This is a genomic window from Photorhabdus kleinii, from assembly GCF_025384885.1.
In the GTDB taxonomy this organism is placed as follows: domain Bacteria; phylum Pseudomonadota; class Gammaproteobacteria; order Enterobacterales; family Enterobacteriaceae; genus Photorhabdus; species Photorhabdus kayaii.
The window spans coordinates 1-16,022 of sequence record NZ_JAJAFY010000069.1; the positions used below are offsets into that span (position 1 = coordinate 1).

14 protein-coding genes and 2 pseudogenes are annotated in these 16,022 nt (G+C 47.0%); 8 read left to right on the forward strand and 8 right to left on the reverse strand.

Going from position 1 to position 16,022, the window contains the following annotated elements; genetic code table 11:
* Positions 1–183 (forward strand): annotated as a pseudogene (locus LG003_RS21170) (site-specific tyrosine recombinase XerC); the annotation flags it as partial.
* 389 nt (positions 184–572) lie between these two features.
* Here LG003_RS21170 and LG003_RS21175 read toward each other — a convergent pair.
* Positions 573–755, reverse strand: coding sequence for a hypothetical protein (locus LG003_RS21175; protein ID WP_262981574.1), 183 nt, complete (start codon positions 753–755; stop codon positions 573–575).
* 122 nt (positions 756–877) lie between these two features.
* Complete coding sequence (locus LG003_RS21180; RefSeq protein WP_262981575.1) at positions 878–1,021, reverse strand: hypothetical protein; 144 nt, start codon at positions 1,019–1,021, stop codon at positions 878–880.
* A gap of 227 nt (positions 1,022–1,248) precedes the next feature.
* Between LG003_RS21180 and LG003_RS21185 the strand changes: the two genes are divergently transcribed.
* Positions 1,249–1,593, forward strand: coding sequence for an HNH endonuclease (locus tag LG003_RS21185; RefSeq protein ID WP_262981576.1), 345 nt, complete (start codon positions 1,249–1,251; stop codon positions 1,591–1,593).
* 15 nt (positions 1,594–1,608) lie between these two features.
* Positions 1,609–1,929 (forward strand): DUF7716 domain-containing protein, encoded by a 321-nt coding sequence (locus tag LG003_RS21190; protein ID WP_112896294.1) that lies wholly within the window; start codon positions 1,609–1,611, stop codon positions 1,927–1,929.
* Positions 1,930–1,984: 55 nt separating this feature from the next.
* Here LG003_RS21190 and LG003_RS23655 read toward each other — a convergent pair whose 3' ends face one another.
* On the reverse strand, positions 1,985–2,107 hold the full coding sequence (locus LG003_RS23655) for a DUF7706 family protein (protein ID WP_449301340.1): 123 nt from the start codon (positions 2,105–2,107) through the stop codon (positions 1,985–1,987).
* Between LG003_RS23655 and LG003_RS21195 the strand changes: the two genes are divergently transcribed.
* The 4 genes from LG003_RS21195 (at position 2,088) to LG003_RS21210 (ending at position 4,818) form a co-directional block, all read left to right on the forward strand.
* On the forward strand, positions 2,088–2,378 hold the full coding sequence (locus LG003_RS21195) for an AHH domain-containing protein (protein WP_262981577.1): 291 nt from the start codon (positions 2,088–2,090) through the stop codon (positions 2,376–2,378). The two genes, LG003_RS23655 and LG003_RS21195, sit on opposite strands and share 20 nt — an antisense overlap.
* A 56-nt stretch (positions 2,379–2,434) precedes the next feature.
* Positions 2,435–2,920, forward strand: coding sequence for a hypothetical protein (locus LG003_RS21200; protein ID WP_262981578.1), 486 nt, complete (start codon positions 2,435–2,437; stop codon positions 2,918–2,920).
* A gap of 189 nt (positions 2,921–3,109) precedes the next feature.
* Positions 3,110–3,757 carry an SMI1/KNR4 family protein gene (locus LG003_RS21205; RefSeq protein WP_240000746.1) on the forward strand — a complete coding sequence of 216 codons (648 nt, stop codon included), beginning with the start codon at positions 3,110–3,112 and terminating at the stop codon, positions 3,755–3,757.
* An 872-nt stretch (positions 3,758–4,629) separates the two neighbouring features.
* A complete protein-coding gene (locus tag LG003_RS21210; protein ID WP_240000747.1) occupies positions 4,630–4,818 on the forward strand; it encodes a hypothetical protein in 189 nt (62 codons plus the stop codon).
* A gap of 179 nt (positions 4,819–4,997) precedes the next feature.
* Here the strand turns inward: LG003_RS21210 and LG003_RS21215 are convergent, their stop codons facing one another.
* From LG003_RS21215 to LG003_RS21235, 5 genes are all read right to left on the reverse strand, one after another.
* Positions 4,998–6,020 carry an arylesterase gene (locus LG003_RS21215; protein WP_262981579.1) on the reverse strand — a complete coding sequence of 341 codons (1,023 nt, stop codon included), beginning with the start codon at positions 6,018–6,020 and terminating at the stop codon, positions 4,998–5,000.
* Positions 6,020–13,879, reverse strand: coding sequence for a type I polyketide synthase (locus LG003_RS21220; protein ID WP_262981580.1), 7,860 nt, complete (start codon positions 13,877–13,879; stop codon positions 6,020–6,022). Before LG003_RS21220 ends, LG003_RS21215 begins: the two co-directional genes overlap by 1 nt.
* Positions 13,880–13,929: 50 nt before the next feature.
* Positions 13,930–14,757 (reverse strand): hypothetical protein, encoded by an 828-nt coding sequence (locus LG003_RS21225; protein WP_262981581.1) that lies wholly within the window; start codon positions 14,755–14,757, stop codon positions 13,930–13,932.
* A gap of 36 nt (positions 14,758–14,793) precedes the next feature.
* Entirely contained in the window at positions 14,794–15,204 is a 411-nt protein-coding gene (locus LG003_RS21230; RefSeq protein WP_112878587.1) for a CorA family divalent cation transporter, read from the reverse strand.
* Between the two features lie 357 nt (positions 15,205–15,561).
* Positions 15,562–15,888, reverse strand: coding sequence for a hypothetical protein (locus LG003_RS21235; RefSeq protein WP_370446065.1), 327 nt, complete (start codon positions 15,886–15,888; stop codon positions 15,562–15,564).
* Between LG003_RS21235 and LG003_RS21240 the strand changes: the two are divergent.
* A pseudogene (locus LG003_RS21240) lies at positions 15,884–16,022 on the forward strand (transposase); the annotation flags it as partial. The gene LG003_RS21235 and the pseudogene LG003_RS21240 sit on opposite strands and share 5 nt — an antisense overlap.

A 16,022-nucleotide genomic window follows, 5' to 3' on the forward strand; every position in this document is an offset into this window, starting at 1 on the left:
ATCCAGGCGATACTGGGGCATGAAAAGCTGGAAACCACCCAAATCTATACGCGGGTGGCAATCGGTCACTTAAAGGAAGTACACGAACAGACGCATCCGGCAGAACGGAAATCCAAACCGAACACGCCGCCCGATGACGGGTCTGTGAATAGCGACAAGCCGGACAGTAAACAGCCGAACTGACCGCACCCAGCAGCCGGACAATCTTGAATGTTAGCCGGTTCCCTGTGAGCGTGTGGGGTGCAGTGAAAGGCAGACCGTGCGCGTCCCTGCGCACGGACTGCCTCCCTACCATCGGCGTGCCCGGCGGTAAATGCCGCCCGCCCGGCGCTGAACTTCGGCGTTCTCTGTCACAATCGTTGCCGGTCAGCCGCCATTGAACATAATGTGGCATTAAGCGCAATGGGCCTGAACGGCCCGCCACGCTTAACGAAACATTATGTCGGCGCCGCCCACCCAAGGGCGCTGCGCGGTCACCTCAACAACAGCGTGCGGCTGGCCGCCGGGGTGAGCCTCTCAGCCCCAGAGGCGCACCGGGTTCGCTCGCTCACCCGCTGCTGTCACTATCAGTGCTAAAACCCACCGCCGCAGTCGCCGCCATCCCTGGCAGCTCCGGTGATAACATCAGTCCTAAAACCCGCCGGCAAGCCCATCAAGGTCAACGGCCACAGACCGGTAAGCCAGTCGGCCTGCGGCCTCCGCAGTTTATTACCCCCCGCCCCAACCCTGCTGCACTGGCTGCGCGCGGCTCGCACTGCGCTGCGCTCCGTTGCTCGTCCCCGTGCTCGCCATCGCCGCCCCGTGCAGCCCCCAGGGGGGCTTCCCTGTTAAAAAGCTTCACCTGCGGGCCTCGCCAGCCCGCACCCGCCAACCCGCGTCAGCGGCGCAGGCAAGCTGCCCCGCCGTCACGGGTTCCCGATAAAACCCGGTTCTGGCAGGAAAAGCGGGCTGAAACCCGGCGCTGACGTCGGGGAAAAAGTGAGCTACAATCGGCAAAGTGCCCGTCGGGGCGAGTTGGCATGTTCTTTAACAGGGCGGGAAAAAGCGGTGGAGAAAAAGGCTGCTAAATCAAGGGGAAAAGTCCGCTAACCTGTATGATGGCGTCGGGATAGTGCCGAAGATCCAACGGGCCTCTGGGGTGGTGAGAATCCGTATTCATACGTTAAAAATCCCACCGGATGGATTGACCCATTAGGCTTAACTGGCTTTGATGCTTCCGGTAGACCTTTATCCAGTCCGAATTATAGTGTGTGGTATCAAACAGATATTCCCACAGATTTACATTCAAGTAGCAGACCTAAGCATTTTAATAATGCAAATAAACAACTGTATGAAGCAATACAAAAAAATCCACATTTAGCTAAATCGTTACCACCTGAAGTTGTAGCGCATGTGCAGCCGGGTCCAAAAGGTGGATTTGAACGTACTAGCCCACCTAATCATTCATGGCACCATAATGCTCAAAATCCAACTAAGATAGAACTTATTCCAAGATCTCAACATCAAGCGCCTGGCGCTGTACAGAAAAGCCTTCATCCAAATCAGGAAGGAGGATTTAAAAAGTTAGGTAGTGGAAAATGTGGTGGACTATAAATAATGAGGTAGTTTATGAAGTTAGTTTCTATTGCTGATGTATTATCGACCCCAGAAAATAATTCCAGCGAGTGGTTTTGCTTGCCTCCAGATCAAAATAGTTGGACGTTAGAAACAGAAGGAGTTTTTTCTCTGAGTAGTGCTGATTTTCCACCTGATTCTGATGATTATTTACCTAAACAGGTAAAAGAAAACGGGTGGATTGAAGTTTTAGATGGAGGAACAATTGAAGAAGTAGTAGCTAATACTAAGGCCCAGTTAGACAATCCATCTCTCAATGATCTATTGGAGGCATTTATTTTTTATTTTGAAAATGATGCTTTTATAGAATTTTAATTATATGTGATATGAGCCGGAAAGATCCTTCGAGATCTTCCGGCTTTCTGATGATCTATCTTGGTGAATACCCACAGTAAGCCAACGCGGACTGGAGCTTAGCGATCGCATCCTTAATCTGATACGCTTCCTCTGATGATGCTAGTAATGGAATATTTTTGAGGCTGCCAGACCCCATCAAAGATAAAAAGGTTGCTACTACAGTTAGCACAATGGCAAGACATCGAGGTAGCCATAATGGATATTCCTCCGCAGTTGAAAAAGCTCTAAATAAAATTGATTTAAACCAGCCTACTAATGTCATAGCAAAACAAGTTGCTAACATACAAAATAAGGCGAAGAAAGCAATGATGAATGGCATGCCAATTAGGTCGAAAGATATTGCTAAGAATCCTGATATAGGCAAGCAAAGGGCTTTTGAATTGTGGGATAATATATTTAATAAATAGAGGTGATATATGATTGATACAAAAAAGAATTTATTATTGAACCAATGGCTTTTCTTTTGTCTGAAAAATTATTTTCAGGGGTTCTTAGCAATCAATCTGGTCGTTATTTAGAAATTCATGATCCTGAATTAGCACTGACTTTATCTTTTGAACAATTATTACCCGACGGGTATTTAGTATGGTTAGATCTCATTGAGAATTCTATAAGTAAATTTAGGTTAAGAAGTGAATTTCATGAAGCTGACGAATGCTTAAATGATATAAGTAAAGAGTTTTCTGTTCATTATGACAAAATTTCAATTGCCTATAGAAAAAAAATAAAAAAAGAAAATTCTGACTATGATGATTTTTATTTTGAAGTCTTAGATAAAGTATATTCTCAATTAAACATGTTATCTATTCAAAGGTACATATTAGGTGAACAAAAAGAATCAATTTTGGAAAAAATCTTTGAGATATATAAAGAAGGTCTTTATCCATGCGGAATGACCAAGGATAAAAAGATAGTTGCTTTTAATCCAATGGTATTAAAAAACAGTTGATATAGAAGACATATCATCATGAAAAAGCCGGAAAGATCCCCCGTAATCTTTCCGGCTTTGTTATTTTTATGCTTAAAATAAATATTCTACAGGATTGATGCTATATATTAACTATATAAATTAAAAACGAAAGAATATAAAATAAATAAGAAGATAAACAAAGAAATAATACAGAAAAATATAAGATTCATGGCAAATATATACATAGGCTATATTTTAACTATTTTATTCTGTTTTCTCCCTGAAACAAAGCCGGAATCGCTTCCGGCTGGAGTTACAATAAAAGCTGAAGGTTCAGGTGGTTTCTTTATACATGTAATTGTCCTTAATCCCCCAGGAATGCAAACTATGAGCATATTTAATTTAAAAACTATATTACCTCCTCCTGTATCTCCGAATGAAGCAGGTCAAAAGGAGAAATGGCCATTGATAGATAATAACTACCATTTTCCTAATGATTTCATTGAGTTCATAAATTGCTATGGAACAGGAAGAATAGCTAACTTTATTAATATATTTAATCCATTTAGTGAAAATGATAATCTAAATTTCTTCAATCAGAAGGATTTGATTATTGAGGATTTTAATTATTTAATTGAGGATGATAAAGATTATTATCAGTTTTCTCTTTATCCTAATAAAGATGGATTACTTCCAATAGGAGTGACTGATAATGGTGATTCATGGAAAATAGCAATTATTGCCTCAAGATCTCCAGAAGTCGAATACAGGCAAGAAAATCTAACATCTTTTTTAGAAGGTGTTTTATCCAAGAAAATAAAATGCATGTCATTCCCTGATAATTTCCCACCTAATAATATAGCATTTAAAAAATAAGCCGGAAAGATCCCCGTGATCTTTCCGGCTTTGTTATTTTTATGCTTAAAATAAATATTCTACAGGATTGATGCTATATATTAACTATATAAATTAAAAACGAAAGAAGATAAACAAAGAAATAATACAGAAAAATATAAAATTCATGGCAAATATATACATAGGCTATATTTTAACTATTTTATTCTGTTTTCTCCCTGAGTAAAAAGCCGGAATCGCTTCCGGCTGGCTTCTTTCTTACCGTGGTGAATACCCATGCCACGCCAACGCCAACGCCGACTGATTAGTGCAATGGCAAGGCATCAAGGTAATCATCACGGGTATACTGATGCAATGCTCTGAATAAAATAAATTTAAATCAATCAATCGATACCATATCGAAACAAGTGACTCACACACAAAATATAGCTAAAAAAGATATGAAAAACGGCAATATTATTATATCCAAAGATATATATAATATTAATGTCCTGGAGAAAGACATACATTAAAAAGTAAGACAACGCATCTTTAATCTATGGAGTAAAACTTTAGGATAATTCAATATGGGTGAGATAATAAGTTTTTATATGTAATCCGTTGAATTTTTTAAAAGTTCGGATTTTTTATCCGGTTCTATTGAAGAATTTAATGAATATGAAATTATTGATAATAAATATATGGCATTAAAGCTTCTTTTCGATCAAGATATACCAGATAACTATATGGTTTGGAGTAATTTTTTTCTGATCTGGTATCTGAATTTTATCTTCATGAGGATTATAAAAAAGCAACAAAATATATCCTTGATAAGAGTAAAAATATCTACCCAGGATCAAATTAAAGAAAATATGAGAAAAAGAAAATAATATCTTATAAGAAAGAAACAAGGGTTGGTTGATAACATAGAATACGATAATTCTCCAAATGAAGTAAATGACGAATGTAATGACATGTTAAATATGATAAGCATTTATCGATATTTATTTTCTTTTAATCAAGATGCTAAATTAGAAGCAATATTTTCTATGTTTAAAAAAGGAGTTATGCAGTGTGGTATAAAGAAAGACAAAAAGGCATGAGTTATTTTCAACCCCAAATCCGCCGCCAGACCGGAGCCTTCACCACAACATTATAAGGCAGTGATATACCAGCTTTCAGAGCGCTTTCGAGTACCGTTTCAACTGTTGCCAAGGTAAACGTCTGCCCCTCTAACGTGCCGGTGAAGGTCGAGCGGCGGGAGAACTATTTTTTCAACATGCTAGTTTCCCCTACACATCAACAACCCATTATCAAAAACACTGCCCATCACCACTTGGCCAGCCAACGGTGCCGCGACGCTGATTGCCGCCAACATCTGGCCATGGCTTTGGTGAATCATCTGAGCGCGTTCTGCTTCCCCATTTGGGGCAATCGCCAACTGCCAGACCAGAGATGGTGAACGCACTTGCGCATCCTTTTGGTACGCCGCCAGTTTCAGCAGTTGTGGGTGTGCGGCCACCAATAACCTGTCCCTTTTTCCATCAGGCATAATATTGTCTACCCCGCGCAAGCCGGTTACCCGACTCAGTAATATAGGTACCGTCCCACCTGGTTGCCATGCCCAACTGCTTAGGGCACCGCTTGTGGTTTCCGCCACATATAGCCGTTCCCGTTGTCGGTCATAATAAATACCGTTCGCAAAGTGCAACCCATCGAGCAATGTGTGCACCCCAGAATCATCGATCAGTAATACGCGCGCGAGTGGCAAACGCAGGTAATCTTCAATGCGGCCGAGCAGACCGGAATACGCGTGATCCCGTGTGAGCAACCAGTGGGTTTTATCAATAATACTGATATCATTGATATTTTTTCCAACACTGCGTGACAACGCAGGTTGATAAATCAGCCGCATTGCTGCACGTTCAAAACGGAAAACGTCAATACGGTCCCCTTGATGACGATGGTTCACCACGTAAATCCAGGTGTTTCCCTCCTGTTGCCATACGTCTATACCATGCGGGAAAAATTCCGCTGGATAATCGCCTGACAGCAGCAAAGGAGCCTGTCCCAGTTGTAAGTAATAGAGGGCACCTGACGCATTACCATGGCGGTTAAGACTGCTAATTAACACACCGCCATCTTGCAACGGCACGATATCTTCAGCTCCGTTGACACCCTCTATTTTTCTACACTGCTGCATGTGAATATCTTGAACGCTGTAGAAAACGCCCGCATCAAACAGCAGATTGATCGTATACGCCAATGCAGCAATAACCAGTACAATACCCATCAGCTTTTTCATCAGGCTTCCACTTCAGCAGGTGAATAAAATTGCTGATTCACTGCGTCCACGCCCTGCTCTGCCAAGACATTGATCACAGCCAGGTAATGTTCCAGCAGCTCAGCAGCTATATGCGCAGAGAAGTAACGCTCCTGATAGTCCAGCTCGATTGACAACCCTTCAGCCATTTCCACTACGTTCACCATTAGCGGGAACTCAACTGCACTGACGGGCAGCATTGACAGGCTAGCTTGCCACTGGCGCATTTCGGTCAGCGGTGCATGAGGTTCAATATTGAACGTGGCCAGCACAGGGAATTGCGCGCCTTCGCCATGGAAACAATGAGCTGGTAATGCTGGCGCATCATGCTGAGCCAACACAGCTTGATGTATCGCAGCAACAAATTCAGACAGTGACGAGCTGGCGGCGCTGTCAAAACAAAACGGCATCAAACTGACACATTGCCCCACAAGCCCTTCACTCCGTTCAAAATCCCGACCGGAATTCGGTACGGCGACAGGCAGCAAAGAGTGGCCAATAAACCTCTCTAAGGCCAGCACAAACAAGGCGCTCAACATCACAAAACGAGTTACCCGTAGCTTTGCGGCAGCTTTCCGTAACTGAGACGGTAATCCTGGGTAATCCACTCCCCCTTTTAAGCGCTTACCTTGATATGGTGCTACTTGCTGAATAACCAGTAACGCACGCGCAGGATTCAAACGCTGTGCTGGTAGTTTAGCCAAGCACTGGGCAATGAGGGCAGTATTTGCCGTCTTTTCCGCATGTATAAAGCGCAAATAGCTTGGTGCTGCTGCCAGTTCAGGCAACTGCCCTGCCATGATGGAATTATATATATGGAGTAGTTCGCGTAGCATCACCATAAATGACCAACCATCTGCAACTGTATGGTGCGCAGCCAAAGCCAGCGTTGAGCCGCCGACATGCCGTAACAGTAATACACGAGCCAATGGAGCAGTTAACAAGGTGAACGATTGAGCCGCAAACGCCGCCAATCGGGCATTATTTTCTGCCTGTTCACTGCATTCTTCGGTAAAATCTACGCCACTTACGCAAGATGCCATGACCTGCAACTCGCCGGTGCCGTTGAACTGCATACGCAGTGCTTCATGGCGTTCACTCAATAAAGTCCAGGCTTGGCGCATCATGGAACTATCGATCTGACGAGCCGTTTCGATGACGCAACCAATGTTACCCGCACGTAGCCCCAACTCCCCCTCAGCGGCCAGCAGTGTAAAACGCTGTTGGCGATCAGTGGCAGGGTAAGACGTATTAGGTTGCAAACCATCCTCACCGAAGAAGCCATCGGCACGCATGGCATTGAGGCTTTCTTTAACCGCAGTGATAAACAGCTTAATATCCTGTGTGGTGTGCGCAGTGGACACAAAGCAGTTACGGCCTTCCCAAATAAAGATGCCGCGCAACATGAGATGATAGAACAAGATGTCGTAGTTACCGCTAAATTTGAAACGGAACAAACTGCCAGCGGAAACAATTTCGATCGGAGTTCCCGTCGTCGCAAACCAAGTGTTGAGCGTTTGCGCGAGGTCGTTCGTTTTCTGGTTGATATCGTCATAGAGTCCAGGGTGGTTCTTGATATATTCGAGTACCGCTTTGCTCGCAGCCATGGTCAGCGGGTGTTTGGAGAACGTCCCCGCAAAGAAAATCAGCTCGGCCTGTGGCCAAGACTCATCGCCATATTGCCAGAAGCCACCATCGATACTGTCCATAAAGCGTGCAGAGCCAGCAATAACACCAATTGGCATACCGCCACCGACAATTTTCCCATAGGTAGCAATATCTGCTTTCACGCCGTAATACGCCTGTGCACCACCGGCAGCCAAACGGAAACCGGTAATCACCTCGTCGAACATCAAGGCGATATCGTGTTCAGCCGTCAACTTACGCAGCGTATGCAAATATTCGCGCGGTTGATGGTTGGGATACCGGCTTTGCACCGGCTCAACGATGACCGCTGCTAATTGATCGGCGTATTTAGCAATCAGTACCAGGCTCTCTTCACTGCCATACTCAAGTACTAGCAGATCCTCTACCAGTGACGCGGGTGTACCGGCAGCAATAGGTATCGCGTGCTCTGGTGTCACCCCTCCCTGTTGGCGCCCCAAAATGCCGTCAAACACACCGTGATAAGAACCGCTAAACAGCGCCACTTTATTTTTGCCTGTCACAGCGCGCGCCAAGCGTACGGCGCTCATTACCGCTTCAGAACCAGAATTACAGAAAGCCACGCGCTGCTGACCCGTCAGCTCTGCGATCAGCGTTGCCACCTCACCAGCAAGGGAGCTCTGTGGCCCAATTTGCATACCTTGGGACAACTGCGCGGCAACGGCTTGCTGCACGCATTCCGGCGCATGCCCTAACAGGTTGGCACCAAATCCCATAGTGAAGTCAATGTATTCATTGCCATCCGCATCCCAGATACGGGCGCCTTGCGAACGCACTCCGACCAAAGTATAGAGCATTTCTTTTGTGGATAAACGGAAGCCCGCAGATGCTCGGTTATCGGCCAAGACGGCGCGGAATTGTTGGGCATTATGTTTCGAACTTGCCGTTTTCCTGACAAATTGCTCAGTCAGTTGCTGAATATGTCTGTCACGTTCGGCCCCCAGCGAAGCCTTTTGGGTTTCCTTTTTAAACCAACTGTTGTGCGCACCGGCTTTAGTCGGTGTTGCATTGGTCTGTGCCTTATCCGTAACCGTAGGTTTAGCCGCCAGTGGCTGCGGGAGTGCCGCCACTGGTGCACTGGCCTCTACAGCGTGCAGGGCTGGAGCGGGTTGAACTATGCCGCCATTGAGTAAGCGAAGCTGTTGTGACATGATCTCTAACTGCCGTGCAATCAAGCCTTGCAGTGCTTCAGGAGCCGCAACCGATACCGCCCCCCCGAGTTCGCCCGCATGAACCGATGCAGGTACTACCGTGGGTTCTGCACATGGCATAACGGGCATAGCACCGCAATTTTCATTGACCGGAGCAACGGGTTCCGTCACCTGGGCATGCTCCACGACATAGTGGAGCACCGCATCCAACGTATTTAACTCTTCAAACAGTGAGCGCATAGGGATTGCGACCCCGTAACGATCTTTAATGGTATTGATTGCATCCAACAGAACCAACGAATCCGCGCCCATTTCCAGAAAAGGCAGATCGTCATCCAAATCCTCAGGCAGTGCCCCAAGATACCCGGCTATAATCGCTTTTATTTCGCTCCGTAATTGGTGGTGTTGTGACATAACGTCCTCATGTGAAGATGATGGCTGCATTAACTTTTCATCCGCCAACCAGTAGGTTTTTTTACAAAATTGGATGGCTGGCAGCGTCAACGCCTCACGGCCCATTGCGAGGTACAGCTTGTACCACTCGATGTCATGCCCGTGTTGCCACAATGAGCCAAGCAGCGTCAGCAGTGATTGATATTCATGTCGATGGTCAGCCGCGACCAATACGTGTTGCCCACGGTCTGTCACAACAACAAATTTGCCCAGCGAACTGTCTGCACTCAGATCCACAAACGTATATTTCTCTTCTTCAAACAGTGCCCAAATTCCTTGCAAAAAGTGAACCGGTTGCCGAATTTGCTGGGCCCAGTAGTCAGCCGTCGTATATTGGCGTACCTTGCCGTCAAGGTTGCTGTAGAAAGGCAGATTCCCTTTTTTAAAATCAACGTGTTGCGTTAGCCAGAGTTGATACTCTGACAAGATGGGGTCCATCAGGTGAGAATGGAATGCGTTGGCGGTTTTAATGCGCCGGGCATGACCGCCCAGCCCAGAAATGTCTTTCAGACAGGCTTCAATCGCCGCAGTACTCCCTGTAATGGTTGTCAGCGTCGGCGTATTAAACGCAGCAATGGCAACCTCTCCTGCCCATGGGGCAATGTAGCGACGAACCTCATCTTCACCGCTGAACACCACGGCCATCGCGCCATGTTGGGTCAGACTGGCCATCAAGTGGGCGCGTTGGTGAACCATTGCCAGCCCGTGCTCCAACGATATTTGACCGGCAACAACCGCGGCGCAATATTCACCCAGGCTATGACCAATCACGGCCGCTGGGCGTAACCCGAGCTGCATCAAACTCTCTGCTATGGCATAGCTGCACACAAACAGGGACAACTGACAAGTTTTAGCACAGCGCTGCCAGCTGTCGTCTTGGGCATGTAGCGCCTGGCGGATATCGATTTGATAACGTTGTAAAACCGTATCAGCCAGTTGGTCAAAGCACTTGCGGTAATATGGCAGATGCTGATACAAGGCTGCCCCCATGCCAATTTGTTGCGTTCCCTGCCCAGGGAATAACCAGACCTGAGGCTGCGCTTTGCCCGCTTTGCTACCGCTGATTTGCATCAGGTTCTCGGCCAATTGCTGGCGGTTGGCCCCAAAGGCAAACCCACGGTAGAGTGGGTGGTCATAACGGGTATTGACCAGACGGCACCACGCCGAGACGTCAGCATCACGTTGCAACTGCAAGCTGCGGTATACACCGTCACGCTGGGCGTTAAGACCCTGTTCTTCATGCGAGGCCACCAGCAGTAACGTTAACGGTAACGCTTCCTCTTCACCTTTTGCCGCCTGCGGACAGTCACGCAGGATCACGTGACCATTGGTTCCCCCAAAGCCAAAACTACTAACGCCTGCATAGCGTTGGCCCTCAGCCGACTCCCATGTACAACTGCGGTTCCCCGCTACCGAAACTCGGCGGCTAATGGCGGCAATATGAGGATTGATTTGTTTGAAATTTAAATGAGGTACACGCTGTTGGTAGTGCAGCATCAAGGCCACTTTTACAACCCCAAGCACGCCCGCGGCTACTTCCAGATGACCAATGTTCGTCTTGATCGACCCCACCTGCACCGCTGCGGGTTGATGGCGTTGCGCGAACACCGCCTCCAGCGCTTGAAATTCAATCAGGTCGCCCAATGCCGTACCGGTACCGTGTGCTTCCACATAATCGATATGGTTGCTATTGATGCCCGCCTCGGCCTGCGCCCGTGCGATAACCGCCTGTTGTGATAGGCCATTCGGTGCAGTGATCCCATTGCTACGACCATCCTGATTGATGGCACTCGCTACCAGAGTGGCATAAACCCGGTCACCATCGGTCAGTGCTTGTGCCAGTGGTTTTAAAATGACGATGCCACATCCTTCACCGCGCACATATCCGTCGGCCCGTGCGTCGAAGGTTTTACACTGACCATCTGGTGCCAACATATGCGCCTGCGTAAAGACGGTCTGTAAATGCGGTGTCAGAGCCAAGTTCACGCCGCCAGCGATAGCCAGCGTACTACGCCCCGAACGCAGGCTTTGTATCGCCGCGTCAATCGCGACCAGAGAAGAGGAACAGGCCGTATCAATTGCGACACTTGGCCCTTTGAAATCATAAATATAGGAAATGCGGTTAGCCGCAATGCTGTGCGCATTACCCAACCCACTATAGGCAGAAACCCGATCGCCCGAGAGCAAAGCATAATCACTGGCGCTGATACCGATAAACACCCCGGTATCACTTCCCCGCAAGGCGGAAGCCTTTAACCCCGCATCAGTTAATGCCTGCTGCACGGTTTCTAACAACAAGCGATGTTGCGGATCAATATACTCAGCCTCACGCGGCGAAATCCCAAAATAGCCAGCGTCAAACTCACTTACGGTGTCAAAGAAACTGCCTTTACAATTAAAACCGCTTAACGCCGAACCCGCCCAACGGTGAGCGGGAATATCTCCGGTCGTACTTTGTCCTTGTTGTAGCAACGACCATAACGCCTGAACGCCGCTGTGCCCCGGCAATTCAACCCCGATTCCTATCACCGCGATAACATCGTCAGTGATAGCCACCGTAGCCGCGGCTTTTTGCTCCGCAGGCTGCAACAGTGCCATGGCCAGTTTATTGATGGTCGGATAATCGTAAATCAACGATGGAGAAAGCTCACGGCCCAGATGCTGTTCCAATTCACCTATCACACCAACGGCCTGCAACGAGTTCAGCCCAAATGTCGTGAACGCATCATCCCAATGCTGTTGGTTAACGGTCCTGTTAACCGCAGTACTGATAATACCTGCAATAAATGACGCTAGCGCTGGCACACTGTGAAACATACCACCATCTGTACAGGCCGGTTGTGGTTGAACCGCTCGGCTGCTCCATTGCACAACTAATGCATCCTGTTGGTACATTGCCTTGGCACGAGTTCGTTGCAGTTTGCCACTGGTCGTGCGTGGAATCGCCCGTCGACCAACCCATACCCACTCACCCAGTGTTATGCCATGCCGGTCTGCCACTGCTGAATTCAGGCGGTCGTTTAACGCTGCTGTATCAACAGACTCTTTGGCGCGTTCCGGGATTTCCAGCAAGGCAACGGCCTGCTCTGTCTGCGCAATGTCACTGGCAAAAACACAGACAGTGGCATCGGCCAGCAGAGCATCAGCGTTCCGGATCGTTTCCTCAATATCCGTTGGGTAATGGTTCTGACCATTGACAATCAAGAGTTCTTTCACACGCCCAGTAACGTACAGCGATCCTCGCTGTTGGAACCCCAAATCACCACTGCGCAACCAGTGTGCCGATTCATTCTCGATCTGAGCATGGAAAGTAGCTTCTGTCGCAGCAGCATTATTCCAGTAACCGCTCGCAATGCTGGGCCCACGCAACCAGATTTCTCCCGTTTGTCCAGCCTCAAGCGTACGCAGGCTAACGGGGTTGACAATGCGCACCTCGGTATTTGGCAACGCCTGACCACAGCTGACAATACCAGGATCTTTTTCATCTTCATTGGTCACGACCATTCCCTGGCCTTTATCCATGCCGGTAACGATCAACGTGGTTTCCGCCATGCCATAGCAGGGTAAAAATGCCTTAGCGCGAAAGCCAGTATGGGCAAAATGCTCACCAAACTGGCGCAATGTAGCAGGACGAATAGGCTCAGCCCCGCAAAACGCCACATCCCAGAGGGAGAGATCTAAACCTTCAGCCTGTTGCTGGCTAATTTTACGCACGCAAAGATCGTACGCGAAATTGGGACCCCCCGATGTAGTCGCACGATATTCTGAGATCTGTTTTAACCAGTTAAGCGGGTTTTTCATCAGCATCATCGGTGACATCACCCGGCATGGAAACGCCCCATACACGGGCTGTAACAGTCCACCGATAAGCCCCATGTCGTGGAAATGCGGCAGCCATATCATGCCGCGGCTTTCACTGTGATGACCAAAATAGTGGTGAATAGCCTGTGAGTTTGCCCACAGATTGCCGTGGGTAACCATCACTCCCTTTGGCGTACCCGTGGAGCCTGAGGTGTATTGTAAAAATGCCAGATCGGTGTCAGTCATCTGCGCAGGATTAAATACCCCAGCAAAATGGCGTTCAAGACAATGAAGGCGATATCCCGCAGGCAGTGATATCGCTTCCAGTTTATCAAAAGTAAAAATAAGTGGAGGTGACGGTAAAGTCAGTTGTATTAACGTTTCGGTTCCTTTCCCGGTTGTTACAATAAATTCTGTTTTCGCATTGCGTAAAACGCTAATAAAACGCTCCCACGCATTTCCTGAGGATTTCGCTGGCATAGGGACCGGGACAGCAATCATCCCTGCATAAAGGCAGCCAAAAAACGCCCCAATAAAATCTTCACCGTCCGGATAAAGTAAAATAACCCTATCACCGCGCTGACCATATTGCTGAAGTGCACTCGCTAATGATGCTGCGCACTGGTGCAATTGCCCATAGCTTTGATTTTGTATCTCCCTAGAACTTCGTAAAAACTCAAATGCCGTCTTGTCGGTATGTTGAACAGCAAGTTCTGGCAATAGTTGGTTGAAGGAGTTAAACCCCCTGTTAAACAACTGGTGGGACGGCATAATGATTAGCTCTTTATTCTTTATATATGAAAAGTTAAATTAGCCTGAAATTATTTTGCAGCACGACCCGCCAGCAGATCGTTGCAGAAGTCATTCCATACTTTCAGCCACAGGTCTACTCGCTGTTCCATTTCATCAAAGCGATCTTCGGTAATCGCCTGACAGAATAAGATCCAAGCATCCTCAGAATGACCGTCTTCAATTGATTCACCGGTTTCGGTCTCTACGTGAATACTGTGATAACCGGTAGACACATCAATATCTGTCGCTACACCCACGCTTTTCGCCCAAGGAGTAGCAAAGTCGTGGAACACTGTTTCAGCAACGGCTAATAGTGCCATCAACTGAGGGTAGTCACCGTAGGCATTTTCAAATGTCGCGCGGCATGCCACTGAACTGGACATCGGAAACCAGGTTTTCACCTCATTCTCACTCATCCCCAATTGCTCGATGGTGTTGAAGAACTGCACATAGTGAGCCAGTTCTGGTTGCCCGTTATAGCCACTGTCAGAGCCTGTTCCTGGGTGGAAACCTAACTCATCTAACAGGTTAATTTGCAGCAAAAAACGAGCTGCCATTTTTGCCCGCGCACCCAAACGCCCTTCCAGCTGTTTTGCTGAGCTCAACGCTTCGATCACCGCATCGGTAAATACTTGGGCGAAGGCGTGATAAAACTCCAGATGGAATATCCTCATCTGGCTGATGTCGAACTCACCTCTATTCATCTTTAACAAAATTGGGTTTCTCATCAGCGGGTGCGCTTCAATGCGATCGATTAATCGCTTTGCAAACTGATGATTACGCTGATATTGGTTATTTTCGACGGTTGCAACAATAGCATCCCTGCCGAGTTGACGCGCACTCAGTAATTTTTCCATGATTAAAATCTCAATATAAAGACTACGATTAATAGATTACAAGGCTGACACCCTGCCCACAGCCATTACAACTAATGCAAACATCCCACAGCTAAAAGGAATAACCTGAACATACTTGAACGGTAAATAAAAACACGAGGCAATCAATAATACAGGGATCCCGATAGAAAGAATCATCATGCAGATTGTTGCATAATACTTGTAAATATAAGGAACCTGTAAATCGTCAATGTTCATACCGTATAACATAGAAATCAACGGCAACATGATAAAAGCAATATGAGCTAGCCTGAGCATCCTACGATTTAAGTCTGTATAGCTCTCATGACCTTTAGGTGCACGGAATGGCCCTTTAAAAGCATACATTCCTATTAACCCACCCATCATAATCCCGACAACAATACCACCCCAACCAAAGGCAATCAGTATTTCTCTGAGATTAGCCACTGTATTTCTCCTGATTATTATTAATACATAAAGAAGATACTTATGATATAATAAGCACCTTTATAAAAATCCGTCTTGAAAAAATAATTATATAATCTTGGAGATATATAATTAGAAATCTGCAAATTGTTTTAGAATAATGAATCGGTTGTTCGAATCGTGGCATAGTAATACCGTTCATGTCAATCTTAACCTCATTTACATCGTGTTACCCAATAAAGATATACCCTATGGATTTCAAGATGCATCGCGACGGCAAGGGAGTGAATCCCCGGGAGCATAGATAACGATGTGACCGGGGTGAGCGAGTGCAGCCAACAAAGAGGCAGCTTGAAAGATAACGGGGATAGATGACGTTCAATTCCCCGCGTGACGTTGCCGAATCATGGGCTGCGACCTTTCTTTAATTTGTTGGTTGCGCTGCTGGTAATCGGCAACGACTTGATCTCCAGGCCGAAACCCCTGCGGCAATTGCCCCGCAGCCTGCGCTTCCATATGTGACGTGGCGTCAATTTTGCAATCCATTTCCCTTGCACGGTAATACGCACCTGCATCTGCCGCCATCGATAATTTGGCATGGCTGGCCATTGCATCAACATCAAAATAGTCTTGGGTGATTTTTCTGATTAACGAACCTTCCAACACCGCCTCTTTTATCTCTGCGGCGGCCTGCGCGGCCGACAAGGAGTATCTCAGTCAGGAGCTCGCTGACGATTTAGCCAAACCGGTATCGCTTTCATCACGAAAAAGCGCCGAAACATGAAAGCGTGTATGCAAGCTGAGTGGAATAAGATAATGTTATCAAAGCGTTTTATCAT